Below are 18732 nucleotides of genomic sequence, written 5' to 3' on the forward strand. Positions count from 1 at the left end.
AAATGATTGTCGGATCCAATTCCGACTTAGCTGACCAAGGTGTCCAGCAAGAACATAAGTCAGGAATGATGGGAAACCTTGGCGGTGTCGATATGATGCGTCAAGTAACTATGATTTTAGCCTTGGCGATTTGTTTGGCCTTAGCCGTATTTGTCATGCTGTGGGCACAGGAGCCTGAGTATCGTCCATTGGGTAAAATGGAAACTCAGGAAATGGTTCAAGTATTAGATGTGCTTGATAAAAATAAAGTTAAGTATCAAATAGACGTGGACGTGATTAAAGTCCCCGAAGATAAATATCAAGAAGTGAAAATGATGCTCAGCCGCGCAGGCGTTGACAGCCCTGCGGCCAGTCAAGATTTCTTGAATCAAGACAGCGGCTTTGGTGTCAGCCAACGTATGGAGCAAGCCCGTCTTAAGCACAGCCAAGAAGAAAACCTAGCCCGTGCAATTGAGCAACTACAAAGTGTTAGCCGCGCCAAAGTGATCCTCGCGTTACCTAAAGAAAACGTCTTTGCTCGCAATGCCTCAAAACCAAGTGCGACTGTGGTTATCAATACCCGTCGTGGCGGTTTAGGCCAAGGTGAAGTCGACGCTATCGTCGATATCGTTGCCTCTGCTGTGCAAGGTTTAGAGCCATCACGGGTGACTGTGACCGACTCTAACGGCCGTTTATTAAACTCCGGCAGCCAAGATGGCGCGTCTGCGACAGCCCGTCGCGAGCTTGAATTAGTACAGCAAAAAGAAGCCGAGTATCGCACTAAGATTGAATCGATTTTGGTACCTATCTTAGGTCCTGATAATTTCACCTCTCAAGTCGATGTCAGCATGGACTTTACTGCGGTCGAGCAAACTTCTAAGCGTTATAACCCTGATTTACCGTCTTTACGCAGCGAAATGACCGTTGAAAATAATACCACTGGCGGATCTTCGGGTGGGATCCCTGGCGCGCTATCGAATCAACCGCCAATGGAATCGAACATTCCGCAAGATGCGACTAAAGCGACCGAGTCTGTCACTGCGGGTAATTCACACCGTGAGGCGACCCGTAATTTTGAGTTAGATACCACCATTAGCCATACCCGTCAGCAAGTTGGCGCCGTTCGCCGCATTAGTGTGTCGGTTGCTGTGGACTTTAAACCCGGTGCTGCCGGAGAAAATGGTCAAGTGGCGCGTGTTGCCCGTACTGAGCAAGAGCTGACCAACATTCGTCGTTTACTCGAAGGGGCAGTCGGTTTTAGCTCGCAACGGGGTGATGTGTTAGAAGTGGTCACTGTTCCCTTTATGGATCAATTGGTTGAAGACTTGCCTGCACTAGAACTGTGGGAACAACCTTGGTTCTGGCGTGCGATTAAGCTCGGTATTGGTGCGCTAGTGATCCTGGTACTGATTTTAGCTGTGGTACGTCCTATGCTGAAACGCTTAATCTATCCTGACAGTGTGAATATGCCTGAGGATGGCAGATTAGGTAACGAATTGGCCGAAATTGAGGACCAGTACGCGGCAGATACGCTAGGGATGCTCAATACCCAAGAGGCGGAATACAGTTATGCCGATGACGGTTCAATTCATATCCCTAATTTGCACAAAGATGATGATATGATTAAAGCTATCCGTGCGCTCGTGGCGAATGAGCCTGAGCTCTCTACTCAAGTCGTGAAAAACTGGTTACAAGACAATGGCTGAGAATAAAACGAAAGAAGTGGCTCCAGCGGCCCCACCTGCCTTTAACATTAAGGATATTAGCGGTGTCGAAAAGACCGCGATCTTACTCCTCAGTTTGAGTGAGGCCGATGCTGCATCCATTTTAAAACACTTAGAGCCGAAGCAAGTGCAAAAAGTGGGTATGGCGATGGCGGCAATGGATGAGTTTGGTCAAGAAAAAGTCATCGGGGTACATAAGCTGTTTCTCGATGACATTCAAAAGTATTCTTCTATTGGTTTCAACAGCGAAGAGTTCGTTCGTAAAGCCTTAACCGCCGCGCTGGGTGAAGATAAAGCGGGTAATCTGATTGAACAGATTATCATGGGCAGCGGTGCTAAAGGTTTGGATTCGTTGAAATGGATGGATGCACGCCAAGTAGCGACCATTATTCAAAACGAACATCCTCAGATCCAAACGATTGTGTTGTCCTATTTAGAACCCGATCAGGCGGCGGAAATTTTTGGTCAATTCCCTGAAAATACTCGCTTAGACTTGATGATGCGGATTGCGAATCTTGAAGAAGTACAGCCCGCTGCACTGCAAGAGCTGAACGACATCATGGAGAAACAGTTTGCCGGTCAAGGTGGCGCACAGGCCGCGAAAATGGGCGGCCTAAAAGCGGCTGCCAACATCATGAACTATTTAGATACGGGTATCGAAAGTCAGTTGATGGAAACCATGCGTGAGTCTGACGAAGAAATGGCGCAGCAAATCCAAGACTTGATGTTCGTATTTGAAAACTTAATCGATGTTGATGACCGTGGTATTCAAGCCTTGTTGCGTGAAGTACAGCAAGATGTACTGATGAAGGCGCTCAAAGGCACAGATGATCAGCTGAAAGAAAAAATCTTGGGCAACATGTCAAAACGTGCCGCAGAATTACTACGTGACGATCTTGAGGCCATGGGCCCAATCCGTATCAGTGAAGTGGAAGTCGCCCAAAAAGAAATCCTGTCTATTGCCCGTCGCTTAAGCGACAGTGGCGAAATCATGTTAGGCGGCGGTGGTGGCGATGAGTTCCTCTAATCCGAGCGACAATAAACCGTCAAATAAGGTCTTGAGCGACGGAGATATTGAGTTTAGTCACTGGGCACTGCCAGATGTGACTGAAGCCGATGACGATTCTATCTCGAATTTGTTCGGTCATTCGAATCATCAAGCCGCTAAGCCGACGACAGTTGAGAGTGTTTCTCCGCCGACGATGGCCGAGATTGAAGACATTCGCGCCCAAGCTGAAGAAGAAGGGTTTGCCGAAGGTAAACAACAAGGTTACGAGCAAGGGCTAGAAAAAGGTCGCTTAGAAGGCTTAGAGCAAGGCCATACTGAAGGGCTCGCCCAAGGGCATGAGCAAGGATTAGAAACCGGTTTAGCTCAAGCCAAAGTTTTACTTTCGCGGTTTGAAGCCTTATTAACTCAATTTGAAAAGCCATTGCAATTACTCGATGGTGATATTGAGCTCTCCCTACTGAACTTGAGTATGACATTAGCTAAATCTGTCATAGGTCACGAATTAAAAACCCATCCAGAACAAGTGCTTTCGGCATTACGCTTAGGCATAGAGTCGCTACCCATTAAGGAGCAAGCGGTGACTATTCGGCTGCATCCTGACGATGTGATCCTTGTCGAACAACTTTATTCCACCGCCCAACTGACCCGCAGTAAATGGGAGCTTGAAGTCGATCCGACGTTAAGTGCAGGCGATTGTATTCTGAGCAGTCATCGCTCTTTAGTGGATTTAACGCTTTCATCGCGTATTGATACCGTGTTTGAGTCATTACGAAATCAACATGCGCATTTGAGTGATAAACAGCATCAACTGCAAGAGACGATTGAAGCTGAAGATACTGCCAAACAAGTGGCTGTGGCGCTTGAGTCTGAGCTTGATAATCAAACGGCGGATGACCAAGCTGTCGATACGGTTAACCAAGACACTGAGGACATGCAATCTACCTCAAACACAGGTGAGCACTTAGATACCCAATCGGATGCCGGAACAGATGCAAAATCGCCAACACCAACTGCTGAATAGGCTGAATCATCATCAGGATAAAGTGCCGCCATTTCGTGCTGTGGCAAGTGGTCAGCTGGTTCGTGTTGTTGGCTTAACCTTAGAGGCGAGCGGTTGCCGCGCGCCTGTGGGCAGCTTATGTTCCATCGAAACCATGGCGGGCGAGTTAATTGCCGAAGTTGTCGGCTTTGATGGCGAACTCCTTTATTTAATGCCTATCGAAGAATTACGTGGGGTATTACCCGGTGCCCGGGTGGTTCCTTTAGGGGAACAAACTGGACTCAATGTCGGCTTGTCGTTGTTAGGACGCGTGCTCGATGGTAACGGCGTGCCTTTAGATGGTTTAGGTGCGTTGCAGACAGATCAACAAGCGCCAAGACATAGCGCTGCCATTAATCCCTTATCCCGCCGTGCTATTACCGAGCCGCTGGACGTCGGCGTGCGCGCCATTAATGCCATGCTGACTGTGGGTAAAGGCCAACGTATGGGCTTGTTTGCCGGTTCTGGTGTGGGTAAGAGTGTGCTCTTAGGCATGATGACCCGCGGTACCACTGCCGACATTATTGTGGTTGGGCTGGTGGGCGAGCGTGGCCGTGAAGTAAAAGAGTTCATTGAAGAAATTCTTGGGGACAAAGGTCGAGCGCGTTCTGTTGTTGTTGCCGCCCCTGCAGATACCTCGCCGCTGATGCGCTTGCGCGCCTGTGAAACCTCGACTCGTATTGCCGAATACTTTCGCGATTTAGGTTATAACGTATTGTTATTAATGGATAGTTTAACGCGCTACGCCCAAGCGCAGCGTGAAATTGCTTTGGCTGTGGGTGAGCCGCCTGCCACCAAAGGCTATCCGCCTTCAGTGTTTGCCAAGCTGCCGCGTTTAGTTGAGCGCGCCGGCAACGGTGGCCCAGGCCAAGGTTCAATTACGGCATTTTATACTGTGCTGACGGAAGGGGATGATCAACAGGATCCCATTGCCGATGCATCACGGGCGATTCTTGATGGTCACATAGTCTTGTCACGTTCGCTTGCGGACTCTGGGCATTATCCTGCGATTGATATCGAAGCCTCTATTAGCCGGGTAGCACCTATGGTGATCTCCAATGAACACTTGGAAGCGATGCGCCGCGTGAAACAAACCTATTCCTTGTATCAGCAAAATCGTGATTTGATTTCCATTGGTGCCTATGCCCAAGGCAGCGATCCTCGAATCGACAATGCGATACGATTACAGCCGGCGATGAATGCTTTTTTACGCCAAACCATGCGTGATGCATTCAGTTTTACCGATAGCCAAGTCATGCTCGGGCAACTTGCCGCACAGTGCAAATAATGGCGTCATCGAATTAATCGAGGTCTAGTATGGCTAACGCCGATCCCTTGTTGTTAGTGTTAAAGCTCGCCAATGATGCCGAAGAACAAGCGGCGTTATTGTTAAAGTCGGCGCAGTTAGAGTGTCAAAAGCGGCTGAATCAACTCAGTGCACTGAATAACTATCGCTTAGAATACATGAAGCAAATGCAATCCCAGCAAGGCCAAGCCATTAGTGCCAGTCACTATCACCAGTTTCATCGCTTTATTCGTCAGATTGATGACGCTATTACTCAGCAAAATCGCGTTGTGGCCGACGGTGAAAAACAAAAAGAATATCGACAACAGCATTGGTTGGAAAAACAGAAAAAACGTAAGGCAGTGGAATTACTGTTAGCGAGTAAAGAGAAGAAGCGCCAAGTTGTTGAACAAAAACGAGAGCAGAAAATGACCGATGAATTTGCTTCTCAGCAGTTTTATCGCCGTCATCAGCGTTAGTGTAATGGTGCGTTAAATGATCGGTATCTTTGCCATTTACTAACTCGTATGAGTTCAGTTTTCTGTTGCCGCTTATGGTGCAGAACATTTGTTCGACTTCTTTCCCTGAGTTTTATTCTTTTCAATATGCTGCAGTAAAAACTGAAGTTTTGGCATCTTATTTGCTTTGATTTAGTCCATGACCCTGCAACCGCAGTGTTTAATTGACGTTTCTACCTAGCCATTTTCTTTTCTGCTGGGTGATGTTTGGGAGCACTTATGCAACAAATGACCAATATCCTGTTGAGTAAAACAGGCAACTCTGCGGCCAATTCCGCTAAGACATCTTCCCAAGAGTCTAATAATGAAGACTTTTCATCTACACTTGCGTCAGTCTCCGCTAGCTCATTTTCTATTTCCGCGCCTAAAAAGGCTGCAGCGAATACTGACGATAAAGTGCAAATCGCCTCTACTGATAAAGTAAAAGATAAAGACATATCAACGGATGACGCTGACGTAAATCTCATCTTCGCCCAAATAAGCATGGCAAATGACATGAAGAAAATGGCATCAGAGGGAGAGAGTTTGCCGTCTGACTTTTCCCAAGGGGAAAATAATGAGTCTGGTGCCCCTTTATTGAAAAGTGATGCATTCAGTACCGTTGAGCTGTCGGGTGTACAAGCTTCAATGAAAGCGATAAACACTGAGCTTCCTATTGTCGACATCTCAGGCTCAGCGCAAGGTAAGGCTGATATTTTAACGTCAAGTGAAGTTAACCTGGCAACTGAGAAAAGTAATAGCAAGTCCTCAAACGGCGATCTATTAAGTATCCAAAAGGTATTGGACACTGATACTTCTTTTTCCTCTGAACTCAAAAAGCTAACTGGCCAACTTCAACTAGATACAGGGGCTTTAAATGAGACTGATGCCACTAATAAAGTATCTGCTGATAAAGAATCGGTAGAGATAATGCAAAAAAATACTCTAGTAGCCTCCAGTGGAACATCAGCAGAGATATTACCCGTTGAAGCAATCCAGGGTAAGAAAGTATTACTTGATGACACTTTAGATGCATTGAAGTCACAGTTATCTACGGATAAAAGCGTTGAATCTCATTCTGCATTTTTAAAGGGACAAGTCATTCCGCCGAACAGTAAAACATCTGAAAATTTGGATTTATCTGAATTTGTAGATACAGCAGAGACCGCGGCAAAGGCATCATCAAAAAATCTAGAAAGCGTGTTATTGAAAGAAGCAGATGTGACTGAACTTAAAGGTGATAAATCATTTTCAACGGACAAATATGCGCATCAAGTTGCGAGTCTAAACTCTGAACAGCGTGGTGCAAGGTTGGATCTTAATTCTGAGGCACTTGCAACCTCAGACGACGTAGACGAATCAGCGTTGAAGCCTAATACAGCAAGCCAAACCTTAAAGTCAGAAACGCTAGCGCCATCGACTACTAAGAATGAAATGGCTGCAACATCTATAATCGCTGATGAAATAGTGGATACATTGGACTTGGTAAGTCCCAAGATGGCAGATACCTCTAACTTGGGTGAGAACGATGCGAATGACGTTACTATTGCCAGCAATAACTTAACAGTACGCAATGCTGAGATTGCAAAACCTCAGCAAGTGAGCAGAAATGCCAATGTTGATGTCGTGGTTAGTAAAGTAGAAGTTCAGCCTATAGTTACAACACTGGATGCACAGAACATCTTAGGTAACGCTGTTGGTCCTAAGGACAGCATGGTGAGTGATACTGAGGTCAATGCTGATATCTCAAAAGCGGCAATGGATGCGGGGACTTTGCTAAAGGATGCTAAATACAGTGTGACGCTTGATGCTCAAAGAGATGCTAAGCCATTCGTTATGGGTGATGACGACAAGGGATCAACAACTGACATCAAGTCATTTTCTTCTTTAACTCAGTCATCGACACCACTACAAGTTAATCGTCAGGAAACAATGCAAGTTCAGCTGTCATTACGTCAAGGTGTCGATCAGCAGAATCAAATGCAAGAGATGATCCAACGGTTTTCACCTGTAATGAAGCAACAGTTGATCACTATGGTGAGTCAAGGTATTCAACATGCTGAGATTAGGCTTGATCCCCCAGAGCTTGGGCATATGCTGGTAAAAATCCAAGTGCATGGCGATCAAACCCAAGTACAGTTCCATGTCACTCAGACACAAACGCGTGATCTGGTTGAACAAGCTATGCCGAGATTGCGCGAGTTACTGCAAGAGCAAGGGATGCAATTGGCTGATAGTCATGTGTCTCAAGGTGGCCAAGGTGAACGTCGAGAGGGTGGTTTTGGCGATGGTGGCGGTTCAAATGGGACTGATGTGGATGAAATCTCGGCAGAAGAGCTACATTTAGGTTTAAATCAAGCCACTAGTGTAAATTCAGGTATAGATTATTACGCTTAAGTAGGTAACCTATAGCAATGACTAACATAGTTACGTTTCCATATTAATTAAACGTAAGTGTTTCTGCTTAAATTAAAGAGAATAGTGAATGGCTAAGGAAGAATCGTTAGAACTTGAGAACACCGAAGCTCCCAAAAGTAAAAAAAAGCTCTTTATTTTTATTGGAGTGGGGGTTTTAGTAGCTCTGCTTATTGCAGGTGCCCTGTGGTTTTTCCTTGGTAGTTCTGAGGACGCCGCTACGCCGACTGATGGAGCTGTCCAAACAATAACCCCTGCTGAAAGTGGTGCGCTCACTACAGCATCTTATGTGCCTATGCCCCGGCCTTTTTTGTTTAACCTCCCAGGCCCAGATCGTGCTCGTTTAGTTGAGATAAAAGTACAACTTATGGTGCGTGGTACAGACGATGATGTGCTGACACAAAAACACATCCCCCTGATTGAAGATGCGCTGTTAACGACCTTTAGTGGCGCTGATGTGCAAAAACTCAGTACGCAGGCGGGGAAAGATGAGTTACGTCAGTTAGCACTCTTAAGTGTGCAAAATACTTTGCAGTCGGTTACTGGCCGTAAAGTTGTCGAGAAAGTGCTGTTTACTGGTTTTGTGATGCAATAACCCTTTAATTTCAGCACCAAAAGAGGCGAAGGCAATATAGTGAGTGATTTATTAAGCCAAGACGAAATTGATGCGCTACTGCACGGGGTTGATGACGTCGATGATGATGAAATTGACGCTGTCGGAGAAGATGCTCGCTCTTACGACTTCTCGTCCCAAGATCGAATAGTTCGTGGGCGTATGCCGACGTTGGAAATCGTGAATGAGCGTTTTGCACGCCATTTGCGTATCAGCATGTTCAATATGATGCGCCGCGCTGCCGAAGTGTCGATTAACGGTGTACAGATGCTCAAGTTTGGTGAGTATGTACATACGCTATTCGTTCCTACTAGCTTGAATATGGTGCGTTTTAGTCCGCTCAAGGGCACTGCATTGATCACCATGGAAGCTCGATTGGTGTTCATCCTAGTGGATAACTTCTTTGGTGGTGATGGGCGTTTCCATGCCAAGATTGAAGGGCGTGAATTTACGCCAACAGAAAGACGTATTGTACAACTGTTGCTCAAAATAATTTTTGAAGATTATAAAGATGCTTGGGCACCTGTAATGGATGTGGAGTTCGATTATTTGGACTCAGAAGTCAATCCGGCCATGGCCAACATTGTCAGCCCTACCGAAGTTGTCGTGATTAACTCATTCCATATTGAAGTCGATGGTGGTGGCGGTGATTTCCATATCACTATGCCTTATTCCATGATTGAGCCTATTCGCGAGTTGCTTGATGCTGGTGTTCAAAGTGACAAGCAAGATACTGACATGCGGTGGTCGCAGGCATTGCATGATGAAATCATGGATGTGAAGGTCGGGTTCGATGCCAACATTGTGGAACATGAATTAACGCTCAAAGATGTGATGAATTTTAAAGCGGGCGATATTATTCCAATTGAGCTGCCGGAATATATTATGATGAAAATCGAGGATTTACCGACATATCGTTGTAAAATGGGCCGTTCTAGAGATAACCTAGCGCTTAAAATACATGAAAAGATCCCTCGGCCAGAGACGGTTAAATCCGAGCTACAATTAGTGACGCGCAAGGGTAAATCTCGCGATATATCAGAATTATAAGGTGAAGTAAGATGAGCACAGACGATACGGATGATTGGGCTGCAGCAATGGCAGAACAAGCCTTAGAAGAAGCTAACGCGATTGAACTCGATGAATTAGTTGATGATTCAAGACCTATCACTAAGGCAGAAGCGGCAAAATTAGATACTATTTTAGATATCCCCGTCACTATCTCTATGGAAGTGGGCCGTAGCTACATTAGTATTCGTAACCTGTTGCAGTTAAACCAAGGTTCTGTGGTTGAGCTAGACAGAGTTGCGGGTGAGCCCTTAGATGTGATGGTTAACGGTACGCTGATTGCACATGGTGAGGTTGTGGTAGTAAACGATAAATTCGGTATTCGTTTAACCGATGTGATCAGTCAAACCGAGCGAATTAAGAAGCTTAAATAATTGTCTCATCAACGGAAGTTGGAACCAGAATGACCATATCGGTAATACTCAGTTTAGCTGCAGTATCCCAAGCAAAAACTGAGAGTCTTGTCGGCGATAGTGCTCAAGGCGTAACAGCTGTGACATCTTCGGCCGCAAAAATGGCTGAACCTTCTCAAGTCGCAACCCTAGCGAGTATGTTAGGTGGCTTAATTCTGGTTTTACTCTTAATTTTTGCGTTAGCTTATCTACTGAGACGGTTCAATTTAGTACCCACTACCAACGGTGTTCTAAAAACGATAGCCGTGACTTCCCTCGGTCAAAAAGAGCGTTTAGTCTTGGTACAGGTGGGGGAACAGCAATATTTACTTGGAGTTAGCTCGCAGCAGGTGAGTTTGATTGATAAGTTAGCTGAACCTATCCATATAGAGTCTGATTCCTTTGCGAGTCGGCTACGTCAGGCGAAATTAAAACAATGACAACACGTATGCTCGCGTTAGTTGGCTTAGTTATTCTGTTATGTATGCCGTCGGCATGGGCTGCCGATGGTGTTTTGCCTGCGGTTACTGTAACAACAGGACCTGACGGTTCCACAGAATACTCGGTCACAATGCAGATTTTACTGTTGATGACATCGCTGAGTTTTTTACCTGCGATGCTCATTATGTTGACCTCTTTCACGCGGATCATCATCGTTCTGTCAATATTACGTCAAGCCATTGGGTTACAACAGACGCCGTCTAATCAAGTCTTAATTGGTATGAGTTTATTCATGACCTTCTTTATTATGGCGCCGGTGTTTGACCGGATTTATGACGAAGGGGTTAAGCCTTACATAGAAGAGCAGTTAACCTTGCAGCAAGCGTTTGAAAAAGGCAAAGAGCCACTCAAAGGTTTTATGTTAGGGCAAGTCAGAACCACAGACTTAAAAACTTTTATCGAAATTTCAGGCTATAAGAATATTAAGTCGCCCGAAGAAGCTCCGATGAGTGTGCTGATCCCCGCCTTTATTACCAGCGAGTTGAAAACAGCTTTTCAAATTGGCTTTATGTTGTTCGTGCCATTTTTAGTGTTAGATCTTGTTGTGGCCAGTATCTTAATGGCCATGGGTATGATGATGTTATCCCCTATGATAGTGTCGCTACCGTTTAAGATCATGCTGTTTGTGCTCGTCGATGGTTGGAGCTTAGTCCTAGGGACATTAGCGAATAGTTTCGGGTAGCCAAGGGAGAGTACGCACATGAGTCCAGAGGCGCTAATTGATATTTTTCGTGAGGCTCTCGCTGTTATTGTCATGATGGTGTCTGCTATTGTATTACCTGGGCTGGGTATTGGTTTGATTGTCGCCGTGTTTCAAGCCGCGACTTCGATTAACGAACAGACTTTAAGTTTTCTTCCGCGATTATTAGTGACACTTTTCGGTTTGATGTTCATGGGGCATTGGTTAGTTGAAACCCTGATGGACTTTTTTATCGAGATGGTTAATCGCATTCCGCAAGTTATAGGCTAACCCAATGGAGCTGCTGCTCGATACCTTAATGCAGACCATTACCGCTTATATATGGCCGCTATTTCGGGTCGCGAGTATGTTAATGGTCATGGTGGTATTTGGGGCGGCAACTACCTCAAGCCGCGTACGCTTATTATTGGCGATGGCGATTACCTTTGCGATAGCGCCAGTTCTTCCTCCCGTTCAAAATGCCGATTTATTTTCACTCAGCGCAGTATTTATCACCGCGCAGCAAATTATTATTGGTGTTGCCATGGGGTTTGTGACTCAAATGGTGATGCAAGTTTTTGTATTAACTGGGCAGATTATTGGTATGCAAACCAGCCTCGGTTTTGCCTCTATGGTTGATCCAGGTTCAGGTCAGCAAACGCCGGTTATTGGTAACTTTTTTCTATTATTGGCGACATTGATCTTCTTAGCCGTAGATGGCCATCTGTTGATGATCCGTATGTTGGTGGCGAGCTTTGAGACCCTACCCATTTCTAATCAAGGATTAACACTCACTAGCTACCGTGCTTTAGCAGATTGGGGCTCGTATATGTTTGGTGCTGCATTAACTATGTCGATATCCGCGATTATCGCCTTGTTGTTAGTCAATTTGTCCTTCGGGGTGATGACCCGCGCCGCGCCGCAGTTAAACATTTTCTCTATTGGTTTTCCGATCACTATGATTGGCGGGCTGTTTATTCTTTGGTTAACCTTAACACCAGTCATGGAGCATTTTGATGAAGTATGGGCCGCGGCTCAAGTGCTGCTTTGCGATATGTTAGCGCTTCAATGTAACGCAGATGGCTTGATATGACGGTATTAGGAGCAGCCCATGGCTGAAGAATCAAGCGGTGAACGCAGTGAGGAGCCCACTGGGAGGCGTCTTGAACAGGCGCGGGAAAAAGGGCAGATTGCGCGTTCGAAAGAACTTGGTACAGCAGCAGTATTAATTTCGGCAGCATGTGGTTTTTATATGCTCGGTCCGAGTCTTGCCACGAGTTTAACTCGGGTGTTTGAGACGGTTTTTACCATGGACAGGGCGCAAATCTTTGATACTGAAGAAATGTTCAATGTCTGGGGCGTTGTTGCGAGCGAAATCGCCTGGCCCATGGCAAAAATTATGCTGTTGATCGTAGTCGTTGCTTTTATTGGTAACGTTGCCTTAGGTGGGATGAATTTCTCGACCCAAGCTATGATGCCAAAGGCCAGTAAAATGAGCCCCGCAGCGGGTTTTAAGCGCATGTTCGGCGTGCAGGCGTTAGTCGAGCTGACAAAGGGTATTGCCAAGTTTTCTGTGGTGGCATTTTCGGCATATTTATTACTGAGCTTTTATTTTAACGATATTATGTTGCTGTCTAGCGACCATCTTCCCGGTAATGTCTACCACGCATTAGATTTACTCGTGTGGATGTTTATCCTGTTATGCTCCTCTATTTTATTAATTGTCGTCATCGATGTGCCGTTCCAAATTTGGAATCATAACAAGCAACTTAAGATGACCAAACAAGAAGTAAAAGATGAATATAAGGACACTGAAGGGAAACCAGAAGTAAAAGGGCGGGTACGACAGATGCAACGCGAGTTAGCCCAGCGTCGAATGATGGCTGAAGTACCCAATGCCGATGTCATCGTTGTTAACCCCGAGCATTTTGCAGTAGCGATTAAATACGATGTACAGCGCTCCGCCGCTCCCTTTGTGATTGCCAAAGGCGTTGATGACGTTGCATTTAAAATTCGTGAGATTGCTCGCGAACACAATATTGCCATTGTCTCTGCACCACCTCTTGCGAGGGCGATATACCATACGACTAAGTTAGATCAACAAATCCCCGAAGGACTATTTACTGCCGTGGCACAGATTTTGGCTTATGTTTTCCAGTTACGTCAATATCAGAAAGGACGTGGTCGCAAACCTATTCCTGTCCCGCTTAATCAGCCCATCCCTGATGAGTTAAAATATTAAGTTAGCAGCATCTGACAATCGTGAGCGAAAGTCAGACAATGTCACTTTGTATGGATATTCCACTGTTATTTCTTCTTTATATCAATAAGTCACTGGTATAATTTTTCTTAATTAGTCTGATTTATTTTGTTGGCGCGTTTTTTGCTTTTCGCTTATTACACGTCAAAATTTAGGTTATAGCGAATGGATGTTAAAGCGACTCTTGGTCAAGTAAAACAAATGCGGCTGAGCTCATTCAAAGGCATTGGTACGCCTATGGTTGTGCTTGCTGCATTGGCCATGATTGTTTTACCTATCCCTCCATTTCTATTAGACATACTTTTCTCATTCAACATTGCCTTAGCGCTCATCGTATTGTTAGTCGCTATTTATACCGATAGACCATTAGATTTCGCCGCTTTTCCAACTGTATTGCTGGTGGCGACATTACTACGACTTGCACTCAACGTCGCTTCAACTCGTGTGGTATTACTCGAAGGCCATAATGGTGGTGATGCGGCAGGTAAGGTGATTGAAGCCTTCGGTTCTGTGGTGATTGGCGGTAACTATGCCGTTGGTTTAGTTGTTTTTATCATTTTGATTATTATCAACTTTGCGGTGGTGACTAAAGGTGCTGGTCGTATCGCAGAAGTGAGCGCCCGCTTTACCTTGGACGCTATGCCAGGTAAGCAAATGGCAATTGATGCCGATTTAAATGCTGGAACCTTAAACCAAGACCAAGCAAGAATACGTCGCGCCGAAGTGACTCGTGAAGCTGATTTTTATGGCGCGATGGATGGTGCTTCAAAATTCGTAAAAGGTGATGCCGTTGCGGGTATCATGATTTTAGTGATAAACATCTTAGGTGGTTTCATCATAGGGATTGTTCAGCATGGCTTAAGTTTCTCTGAAGCGGTTGAAATTTATACCTTGCTGACTATCGGTGATGGTCTGGTGGCGCAGATCCCAGGCTTATTACTGTCAATCGCTGCCGCCTTGATGGTAACCCGTCAAAATGAATCGGGCGATATGGGCCAAATGATGATGAGTCAGATGTTTGACAGTCATAAATCATTGGGTATCGCCGCCGGAGTGTTATTTGTCATGGGTATTGTTCCTGGCATGCCACATATGGCGTTCTTAAGCTTCGCCTTTATTACTGCAGGTGCTGCCTATTTTGTCTATAAGCGTAATGAATCAAAACGCATTAAAGCCTTAGAACTTGTTAAATCAGGCCCTGTAGAGAGACAAGATAAAGAGCCTAAAGAACTGGGTTGGGACGATGTGCATCATGTTGATACTATTGGGCTTGAGGTTGGATATCGCTTGATCCCACTGGTCGATAAGGGCCAAGGTGGCGAGTTATTAAGCCGTATCAAAGGAGTCCGTAAGAAGTTATCGCAAGAGTTGGGCTTCTTAGTGCCTGCGGTGCATATTCGCGATAACTTAGATTTGTCACCTAATGCCTACCGCATTTCTCTAATGGGCGTAGTTGTTGGTGAGGCGGATATTCGTCACGATTGTGAATTGGCGATTAATCCCGGCCAAGTCTATGGCAAGCTTGACGGTATTGAAACGCGCGATCCGGCTTTCGGTCTGGAAGCAGTATGGATTGCCCCTGAATTACGTGAGCATGCACAAACATTAGGTTATACCGTTGTTGATGCAGCTACGGTTGTGGCAACCCATATTAGTCAATTGCTGACCAATAATGCTGCTAAGTTGTTAGGATACGAAGAAGTGCAACAACTGATGGATATGCTTGCGAAACACTCGCCTAAGCTGGTGGATGGCTTTATTCCTGATGTCATGCCGTTAGGACATGTCGTAAAAGTGATGCAGAACCTGTTAAATGAAGGGGTTTCAGTCAGAGACTTGCGTACTATAGTGCAAACTTTGTTAGAATACGGCACTAAGAGTAATGACACTGAAGTCTTGACCGCTGCAGTTCGTATCGCGTTGAAACGTATGATCGTTCAGGAAATTTCAGGCCCAGAGCTCGAAATCCCCGTCATAACTTTGGCGCCAGAGTTGGAACAGATGTTGCATCAGTCAATGCAAGCAACCGGTGGTGATGGTCCTAACATTGAACCCGGTCTTGCAGAACGCATGCAGCAGTCTCTTGCCGATGCGGCTCAGAAGCAAGAAATGGTCGGACAACCCGCCATATTGTTGACGTCAGGTATGTTACGCGCGACGCTGTCACGCTTTGTTAAACATACTATTCCTAATCTCAGAGTCATTTCATATCAAGAAATACCTGATGAGAAGCAAATACGTATCGTATCTGCAGTCGGCCAGTAGAGGACGCATAAGTGAAGATTAAACGATTTTTTGCCAAAGACATGCGCGCCGCACTGGCCCAAGTGAAAGAAACACTCGGCTCAGATGCCGTCATTATGTCAAATAAGAAAGTGAATGGGGGCATCGAAATTGTCGCCGCCGTTGACTATGACGAACCTAAAGCGAAAACCGCAGCTACTGCGCCAGCGCCAACCTTTATGGACGTGAGTGACGACCTTGTGTCCTTGGGTGCTAAACAGCCAGTACGAGTAGAAACCCGTGCAAAGCCTGCGGCACCTGCTGACTCATTACAAGCCTTGTTAGAGAAGCAGCAAAGTCGTTTGAATCAACAGATGTCGCATCAGCAAGTTGATGCAGCGTTACCCGCATGGGCAAAGGGGTTACAAGCTCCGGTTGCGGCAAAAGTGGAGCGTCGCGAAGCGCCTGCTACGTTTGATAAGAAGCCACAGACATCACAGAAACAAAGCGCAGATATTGAGGCAATGCGTGATGAGTTAGCCTCATTGCGTAATTTATTGACACACCAAGTGTCCTCTTTGATGACAGAACATAAAAAACGCATCGACCCCGTCGGTGCTATGCTCGAGGCCAAGTTACTTGAGGCTGAATTTTCCCCAGCTGTTGCGAATAAATTAGCGGCGCTGAGCCAACACTATACGCCTGCAGAATTAGTTCGAGCTTTACCTCAAAGTCTCGCTAACATGCTTGATAATCAAGGTGATGATATTGTTAAACAGGGCGGAGTGGTTGCATTAGTGGGTCCAACCGGTGTGGGTAAAACCACGTCATTAGCGAAACTTGCTGCCCGTTTTGCTGCCCATCATGGTGCTGAGCATGTGGCTTTGATAACGACAGATCATTATCGTATCGGAGCCTATGAGCAATTAGCAACTTATGGCAAAATAATGGGCTGCCCAGTAAAGCAAGCTCATGATCTGAATGAATTAGAGCAAATTCTCTATCAGTTTAGGAATCGCAAGCTAGTATTGATAGATACGGCTGGCATGGGACAACGAGATATGCGTCTTTACCAGCAACTTGATAATTTAACTGCAAATAGCAGGATACCTATCCGCAGTTATCTGGTACTGTCTGCGACAGGACAGCGCCGTGTGCTGCAAGATGCAGTCAATCATTTTAAACGCATTCCCCTATCTGGTGTCGTTCTCACAAAACTCGATGAATCTGTGTCGTTAGCAGGGGCATTAAGTGTGTTGATCCAAAACGGATTACCATTAAGTTATGTTACTGATGGACAAAGAGTTCCTGAAGATATGAAAGTTGCGGATACCTTAGATTTAGCCCAGCAGGCACTCGCAGCGTTAGATAGTACAGAACAACAATCATTACAAGACACAGCGTGGTCAGATAATATGGCCTGTGCATTTGAGTAGATTTATGACCCTGGATCAAGCAAGTGGTTTACGTATGATGAATCAACCCTATAACGAAAAAGTGAAAGTAATCGCGGTCACAGGTGGTAAAGGTGGCGTTGGTAAAACCAGCGTTTCCATTAATACAGCTGTGGCATTAGCCGAAAAAGGCAAGCGTGTCTTGGTACTTGATGCTGACCTTGGCTTAGCAAACGTCGATGTCATGCTGGGTATTCGTGCCGAGCGTAACCTCTCCCATGTCCTCTCTGGTGATGCAGAGCTTGACGATATTATCGTTCGTGGCCCTAAAGGGATTGGCATAGTGCCAGCCACTTCAGGAACACAAGGGATGGTGGAATTAAGTCCAGCGCAGCATGCAGGGTTAATTCGCGCTTTCAGTGAGATGCGGACTCAGTTTGATATTCTAGTCGTAGATACTGCTGCTGGGATTTCAGATATGGTGCTCAGTTTCTCACGTGCATCGCAGGATGTGCTGGTCGTTGTTTGTGATGAACCCACATCAATTACCGATGCCTATGCCCTGATAAAAATCCTCAGCCGTGAGCATGGCGTGTTCCGTTTTAAAATAGTTGCCAATATGGTGCGTAGTTTACGCGAAGGTATGGAATTATTTGCTAAACTCAGTAAAGTGACCGACAGATTTTTGGATGTCGCCCTTGAATTGGTTGCAACAATCCCATTTGACGAAAACTTACGTAAATCAGTTCGTAAACAAAAATTGGTGGTTGAAGCGTATCCTAAATCACCAGCGGCGATTGCGTATCAAGGGTTGGCAAATAAAATTCTAAGCTGGCCTGTACCGCAGCAACCTGGTGGGCATTTGGAGTTTTTCGTTGAGCGTTTAGTACAACGACCAGATTTTCAAGAGGAAAAAACGAGTGAATAAAGCCGCTGCGTATACTTGTTTAGACAATAAATCGTCGATCGTTGAACAGTATGCTCCGTTGGTTAAAAGAATTGCGCATCATTTACTCGCCAGACTACCTGCCTCCGTGCAGTTAGATGATTTACTCCAAGCTGGGATGATGGGGTTATTAGAAGCATCATCCAAGTTTGATGGTGGCAAGGGTGCGAAATTTGAAACCTTCGCCGGCATACGCATACGTGGGGCCATGTTAGATGAAATTCGCCGCGGCGATTGGGTGCCTCGTTCCGTTCATCGTAACAACCGCAAGGTTGCACACGCTATAGATGAGTTAGAGCAAGCGCTGGGTCGTGATGCACGCGACACAGAAATTGCAGAAAAACTTGATATGACGCTCGATGAGTACCATCATATTCTTAACGATGTTTCTGTCGGAAAAATCATAGGGATAGAAGACTTAGGCGTATCTCAGGATATACTTACAGTGAGTGATCGGTCCGATGATGATTCATTTGAAGCATTAGCTGAGAACCAATTTCATTCTGCGCTGGTTGAGGCAATTAAATTATTGCCTGAAAGAGATGCATTAGTGTTATCCCTGTACTACGATGAAGCATTGAATTTAAAAGAGATTGGCGCCATTCTTGAAGTCAGTGAATCGCGGGTTAGCCAGATATTAAGTCAGGCGATGTTGCGATTGAAAGCTAAACTCAAGCACTGGACATAAGTATAATTATTAATCGAGCA

18 protein-coding genes are annotated in these 18732 nt (G+C 45.5%); all 18 read left to right on the forward strand.

The window, feature by feature from the left end; genetic code table 11:
* The first annotated feature begins 2 nt into the window (after positions 1-2).
* The 18 genes from fliF (at position 3) to DYH48_RS05400 (ending at position 18712) form a co-directional block, all read left to right on the forward strand.
* On the forward strand, positions 3-1685 hold the full coding sequence (gene fliF / locus DYH48_RS05315) for a flagellar basal-body MS-ring/collar protein FliF (RefSeq protein WP_006085615.1): 1683 nt from the start codon (positions 3-5) through the stop codon (positions 1683-1685).
* A complete protein-coding gene (gene fliG / locus DYH48_RS05320) occupies positions 1678-2730 on the forward strand; it encodes a flagellar motor switch protein FliG (protein WP_006082405.1) in 1053 nt (350 codons plus the stop codon). The genes fliF and fliG overlap by 8 nt, the downstream gene beginning before the upstream one ends.
* Positions 2717-3733 (forward strand): flagellar assembly protein FliH, encoded by a 1017-nt coding sequence (gene fliH, locus DYH48_RS05325; protein WP_115336099.1) that lies wholly within the window; start codon positions 2717-2719, stop codon positions 3731-3733. Before fliG ends, fliH begins: the two co-directional genes overlap by 14 nt.
* Positions 3702-5039: a flagellar protein export ATPase FliI gene (fliI, locus tag DYH48_RS05330; RefSeq protein ID WP_006082403.1), complete on the forward strand. Its 1338-nt coding sequence runs from the start codon at positions 3702-3704 to the stop codon at positions 5037-5039. The genes fliH and fliI overlap by 32 nt, the downstream gene beginning before the upstream one ends.
* 29 nt (positions 5040-5068) lie before the next feature.
* The gene (gene fliJ, locus DYH48_RS05335; RefSeq protein WP_006082402.1) at positions 5069-5515 is read left to right on the forward strand and encodes a flagellar export protein FliJ; all 447 of its coding nucleotides are present in this window, start codon (positions 5069-5071) and stop codon (positions 5513-5515) included.
* A gap of 258 nt (positions 5516-5773) precedes the next feature.
* On the forward strand, positions 5774-7930 hold the full coding sequence (locus tag DYH48_RS05340) for a flagellar hook-length control protein FliK (RefSeq protein ID WP_115334218.1): 2157 nt from the start codon (positions 5774-5776) through the stop codon (positions 7928-7930).
* A gap of 88 nt (positions 7931-8018) precedes the next feature.
* Positions 8019-8543 (forward strand): flagellar basal body-associated protein FliL, encoded by a 525-nt coding sequence (gene fliL / locus DYH48_RS05345; protein ID WP_006085611.1) that lies wholly within the window; start codon positions 8019-8021, stop codon positions 8541-8543.
* A gap of 39 nt (positions 8544-8582) precedes the next feature.
* Complete coding sequence (fliM, locus tag DYH48_RS05350; RefSeq protein ID WP_012587223.1) at positions 8583-9611, forward strand: flagellar motor switch protein FliM; 1029 nt, start codon at positions 8583-8585, stop codon at positions 9609-9611.
* Between the two features lie 11 nt (positions 9612-9622).
* Positions 9623-10003: a flagellar motor switch protein FliN gene (gene fliN, locus DYH48_RS05355; RefSeq protein WP_006082397.1), complete on the forward strand. Its 381-nt coding sequence runs from the start codon at positions 9623-9625 to the stop codon at positions 10001-10003.
* Between the two features lie 29 nt (positions 10004-10032).
* Positions 10033-10461: a flagellar biosynthetic protein FliO gene (fliO, locus tag DYH48_RS05360; RefSeq protein ID WP_071939675.1), complete on the forward strand. Its 429-nt coding sequence runs from the start codon at positions 10033-10035 to the stop codon at positions 10459-10461.
* A complete protein-coding gene (fliP, locus tag DYH48_RS05365) occupies positions 10458-11204 on the forward strand; it encodes a flagellar type III secretion system pore protein FliP (protein WP_006085608.1) in 747 nt (248 codons plus the stop codon). The genes fliO and fliP overlap by 4 nt, the downstream gene beginning before the upstream one ends.
* 18 nt (positions 11205-11222) lie before the next feature.
* Positions 11223-11492, forward strand: coding sequence for a flagellar biosynthesis protein FliQ (gene fliQ / locus DYH48_RS05370; protein WP_012587225.1), 270 nt, complete (start codon positions 11223-11225; stop codon positions 11490-11492).
* Between the two features lie 4 nt (positions 11493-11496).
* On the forward strand, positions 11497-12294 hold the full coding sequence (gene fliR / locus DYH48_RS05375) for a flagellar biosynthetic protein FliR (RefSeq protein WP_115334219.1): 798 nt from the start codon (positions 11497-11499) through the stop codon (positions 12292-12294).
* Between the two features lie 18 nt (positions 12295-12312).
* On the forward strand, positions 12313-13443 hold the full coding sequence (gene flhB, locus DYH48_RS05380; protein WP_115334220.1) for a flagellar biosynthesis protein FlhB: 1131 nt from the start codon (positions 12313-12315) through the stop codon (positions 13441-13443).
* A 183-nt stretch (positions 13444-13626) separates the two neighbouring features.
* The gene (gene flhA, locus DYH48_RS05385) at positions 13627-15726 is read left to right on the forward strand and encodes a flagellar biosynthesis protein FlhA (RefSeq protein ID WP_006085606.1); all 2100 of its coding nucleotides are present in this window, start codon (positions 13627-13629) and stop codon (positions 15724-15726) included.
* A gap of 11 nt (positions 15727-15737) precedes the next feature.
* Positions 15738-17120, forward strand: a complete 1383-nt coding sequence (gene flhF, locus DYH48_RS05390; RefSeq protein ID WP_006085604.1) for a flagellar biosynthesis GTPase FlhF — start codon at positions 15738-15740, stop codon at positions 17118-17120.
* Between the two features lie 4 nt (positions 17121-17124).
* Positions 17125-18006 (forward strand): MinD/ParA family protein, encoded by an 882-nt coding sequence (locus DYH48_RS05395; RefSeq protein WP_006082389.1) that lies wholly within the window; start codon positions 17125-17127, stop codon positions 18004-18006.
* Positions 17999-18712 carry an RNA polymerase sigma factor FliA gene (locus DYH48_RS05400; RefSeq protein ID WP_006082388.1) on the forward strand — a complete coding sequence of 238 codons (714 nt, stop codon included), beginning with the start codon at positions 17999-18001 and terminating at the stop codon, positions 18710-18712. Before DYH48_RS05395 ends, DYH48_RS05400 begins: the two co-directional genes overlap by 8 nt.
* Positions 18713-18732: the final 20 nt, after the last annotated feature.

Origin of the sequence: Shewanella baltica (assembly GCF_900456975.1) — a bacterium.
GTDB classification, from domain to species: domain Bacteria; phylum Pseudomonadota; class Gammaproteobacteria; order Enterobacterales; family Shewanellaceae; genus Shewanella; species Shewanella baltica.

What these genes read in the sequence shown, in the direction of transcription:
- fliR (WP_115334219.1), top strand. Translation starts at nt 11,497, where the DNA reads ATGGAGCTGCTGCTCGATACCTTAATGCAGACCATTACCGCTTATATA.
- fliI (WP_006082403.1), top strand. Translation starts at nt 3,702, where the DNA reads ATGCAAAATCGCCAACACCAACTGCTGAATAGGCTGAATCATCATCAG.
- flhB (WP_115334220.1), top strand. Translation starts at nt 12,313, where the DNA reads ATGGCTGAAGAATCAAGCGGTGAACGCAGTGAGGAGCCCACTGGGAGG.
- fliP (WP_006085608.1), top strand. Translation starts at nt 10,458, where the DNA reads ATGACAACACGTATGCTCGCGTTAGTTGGCTTAGTTATTCTGTTATGT.
- fliJ (WP_006082402.1), top strand. Translation starts at nt 5,069, where the DNA reads ATGGCTAACGCCGATCCCTTGTTGTTAGTGTTAAAGCTCGCCAATGAT.
- fliN (WP_006082397.1), top strand. Translation starts at nt 9,623, where the DNA reads ATGAGCACAGACGATACGGATGATTGGGCTGCAGCAATGGCAGAACAA.
- flhA (WP_006085606.1), top strand. Translation starts at nt 13,627, where the DNA reads ATGGATGTTAAAGCGACTCTTGGTCAAGTAAAACAAATGCGGCTGAGC.
- fliO (WP_071939675.1), top strand. Translation starts at nt 10,033, where the DNA reads ATGACCATATCGGTAATACTCAGTTTAGCTGCAGTATCCCAAGCAAAA.
- fliF (WP_006085615.1), top strand. Translation starts at nt 3, where the DNA reads ATGATTGTCGGATCCAATTCCGACTTAGCTGACCAAGGTGTCCAGCAA.
- DYH48_RS05395 (WP_006082389.1), top strand. Translation starts at nt 17,125, where the DNA reads ATGACCCTGGATCAAGCAAGTGGTTTACGTATGATGAATCAACCCTAT.
- fliL (WP_006085611.1), top strand. Translation starts at nt 8,019, where the DNA reads ATGGCTAAGGAAGAATCGTTAGAACTTGAGAACACCGAAGCTCCCAAA.
- fliG (WP_006082405.1), top strand. Translation starts at nt 1,678, where the DNA reads ATGGCTGAGAATAAAACGAAAGAAGTGGCTCCAGCGGCCCCACCTGCC.
- fliH (WP_115336099.1), top strand. Translation starts at nt 2,717, where the DNA reads ATGAGTTCCTCTAATCCGAGCGACAATAAACCGTCAAATAAGGTCTTG.
- fliQ (WP_012587225.1), top strand. Translation starts at nt 11,223, where the DNA reads ATGAGTCCAGAGGCGCTAATTGATATTTTTCGTGAGGCTCTCGCTGTT.
- DYH48_RS05340 (WP_115334218.1), top strand. Translation starts at nt 5,774, where the DNA reads ATGCAACAAATGACCAATATCCTGTTGAGTAAAACAGGCAACTCTGCG.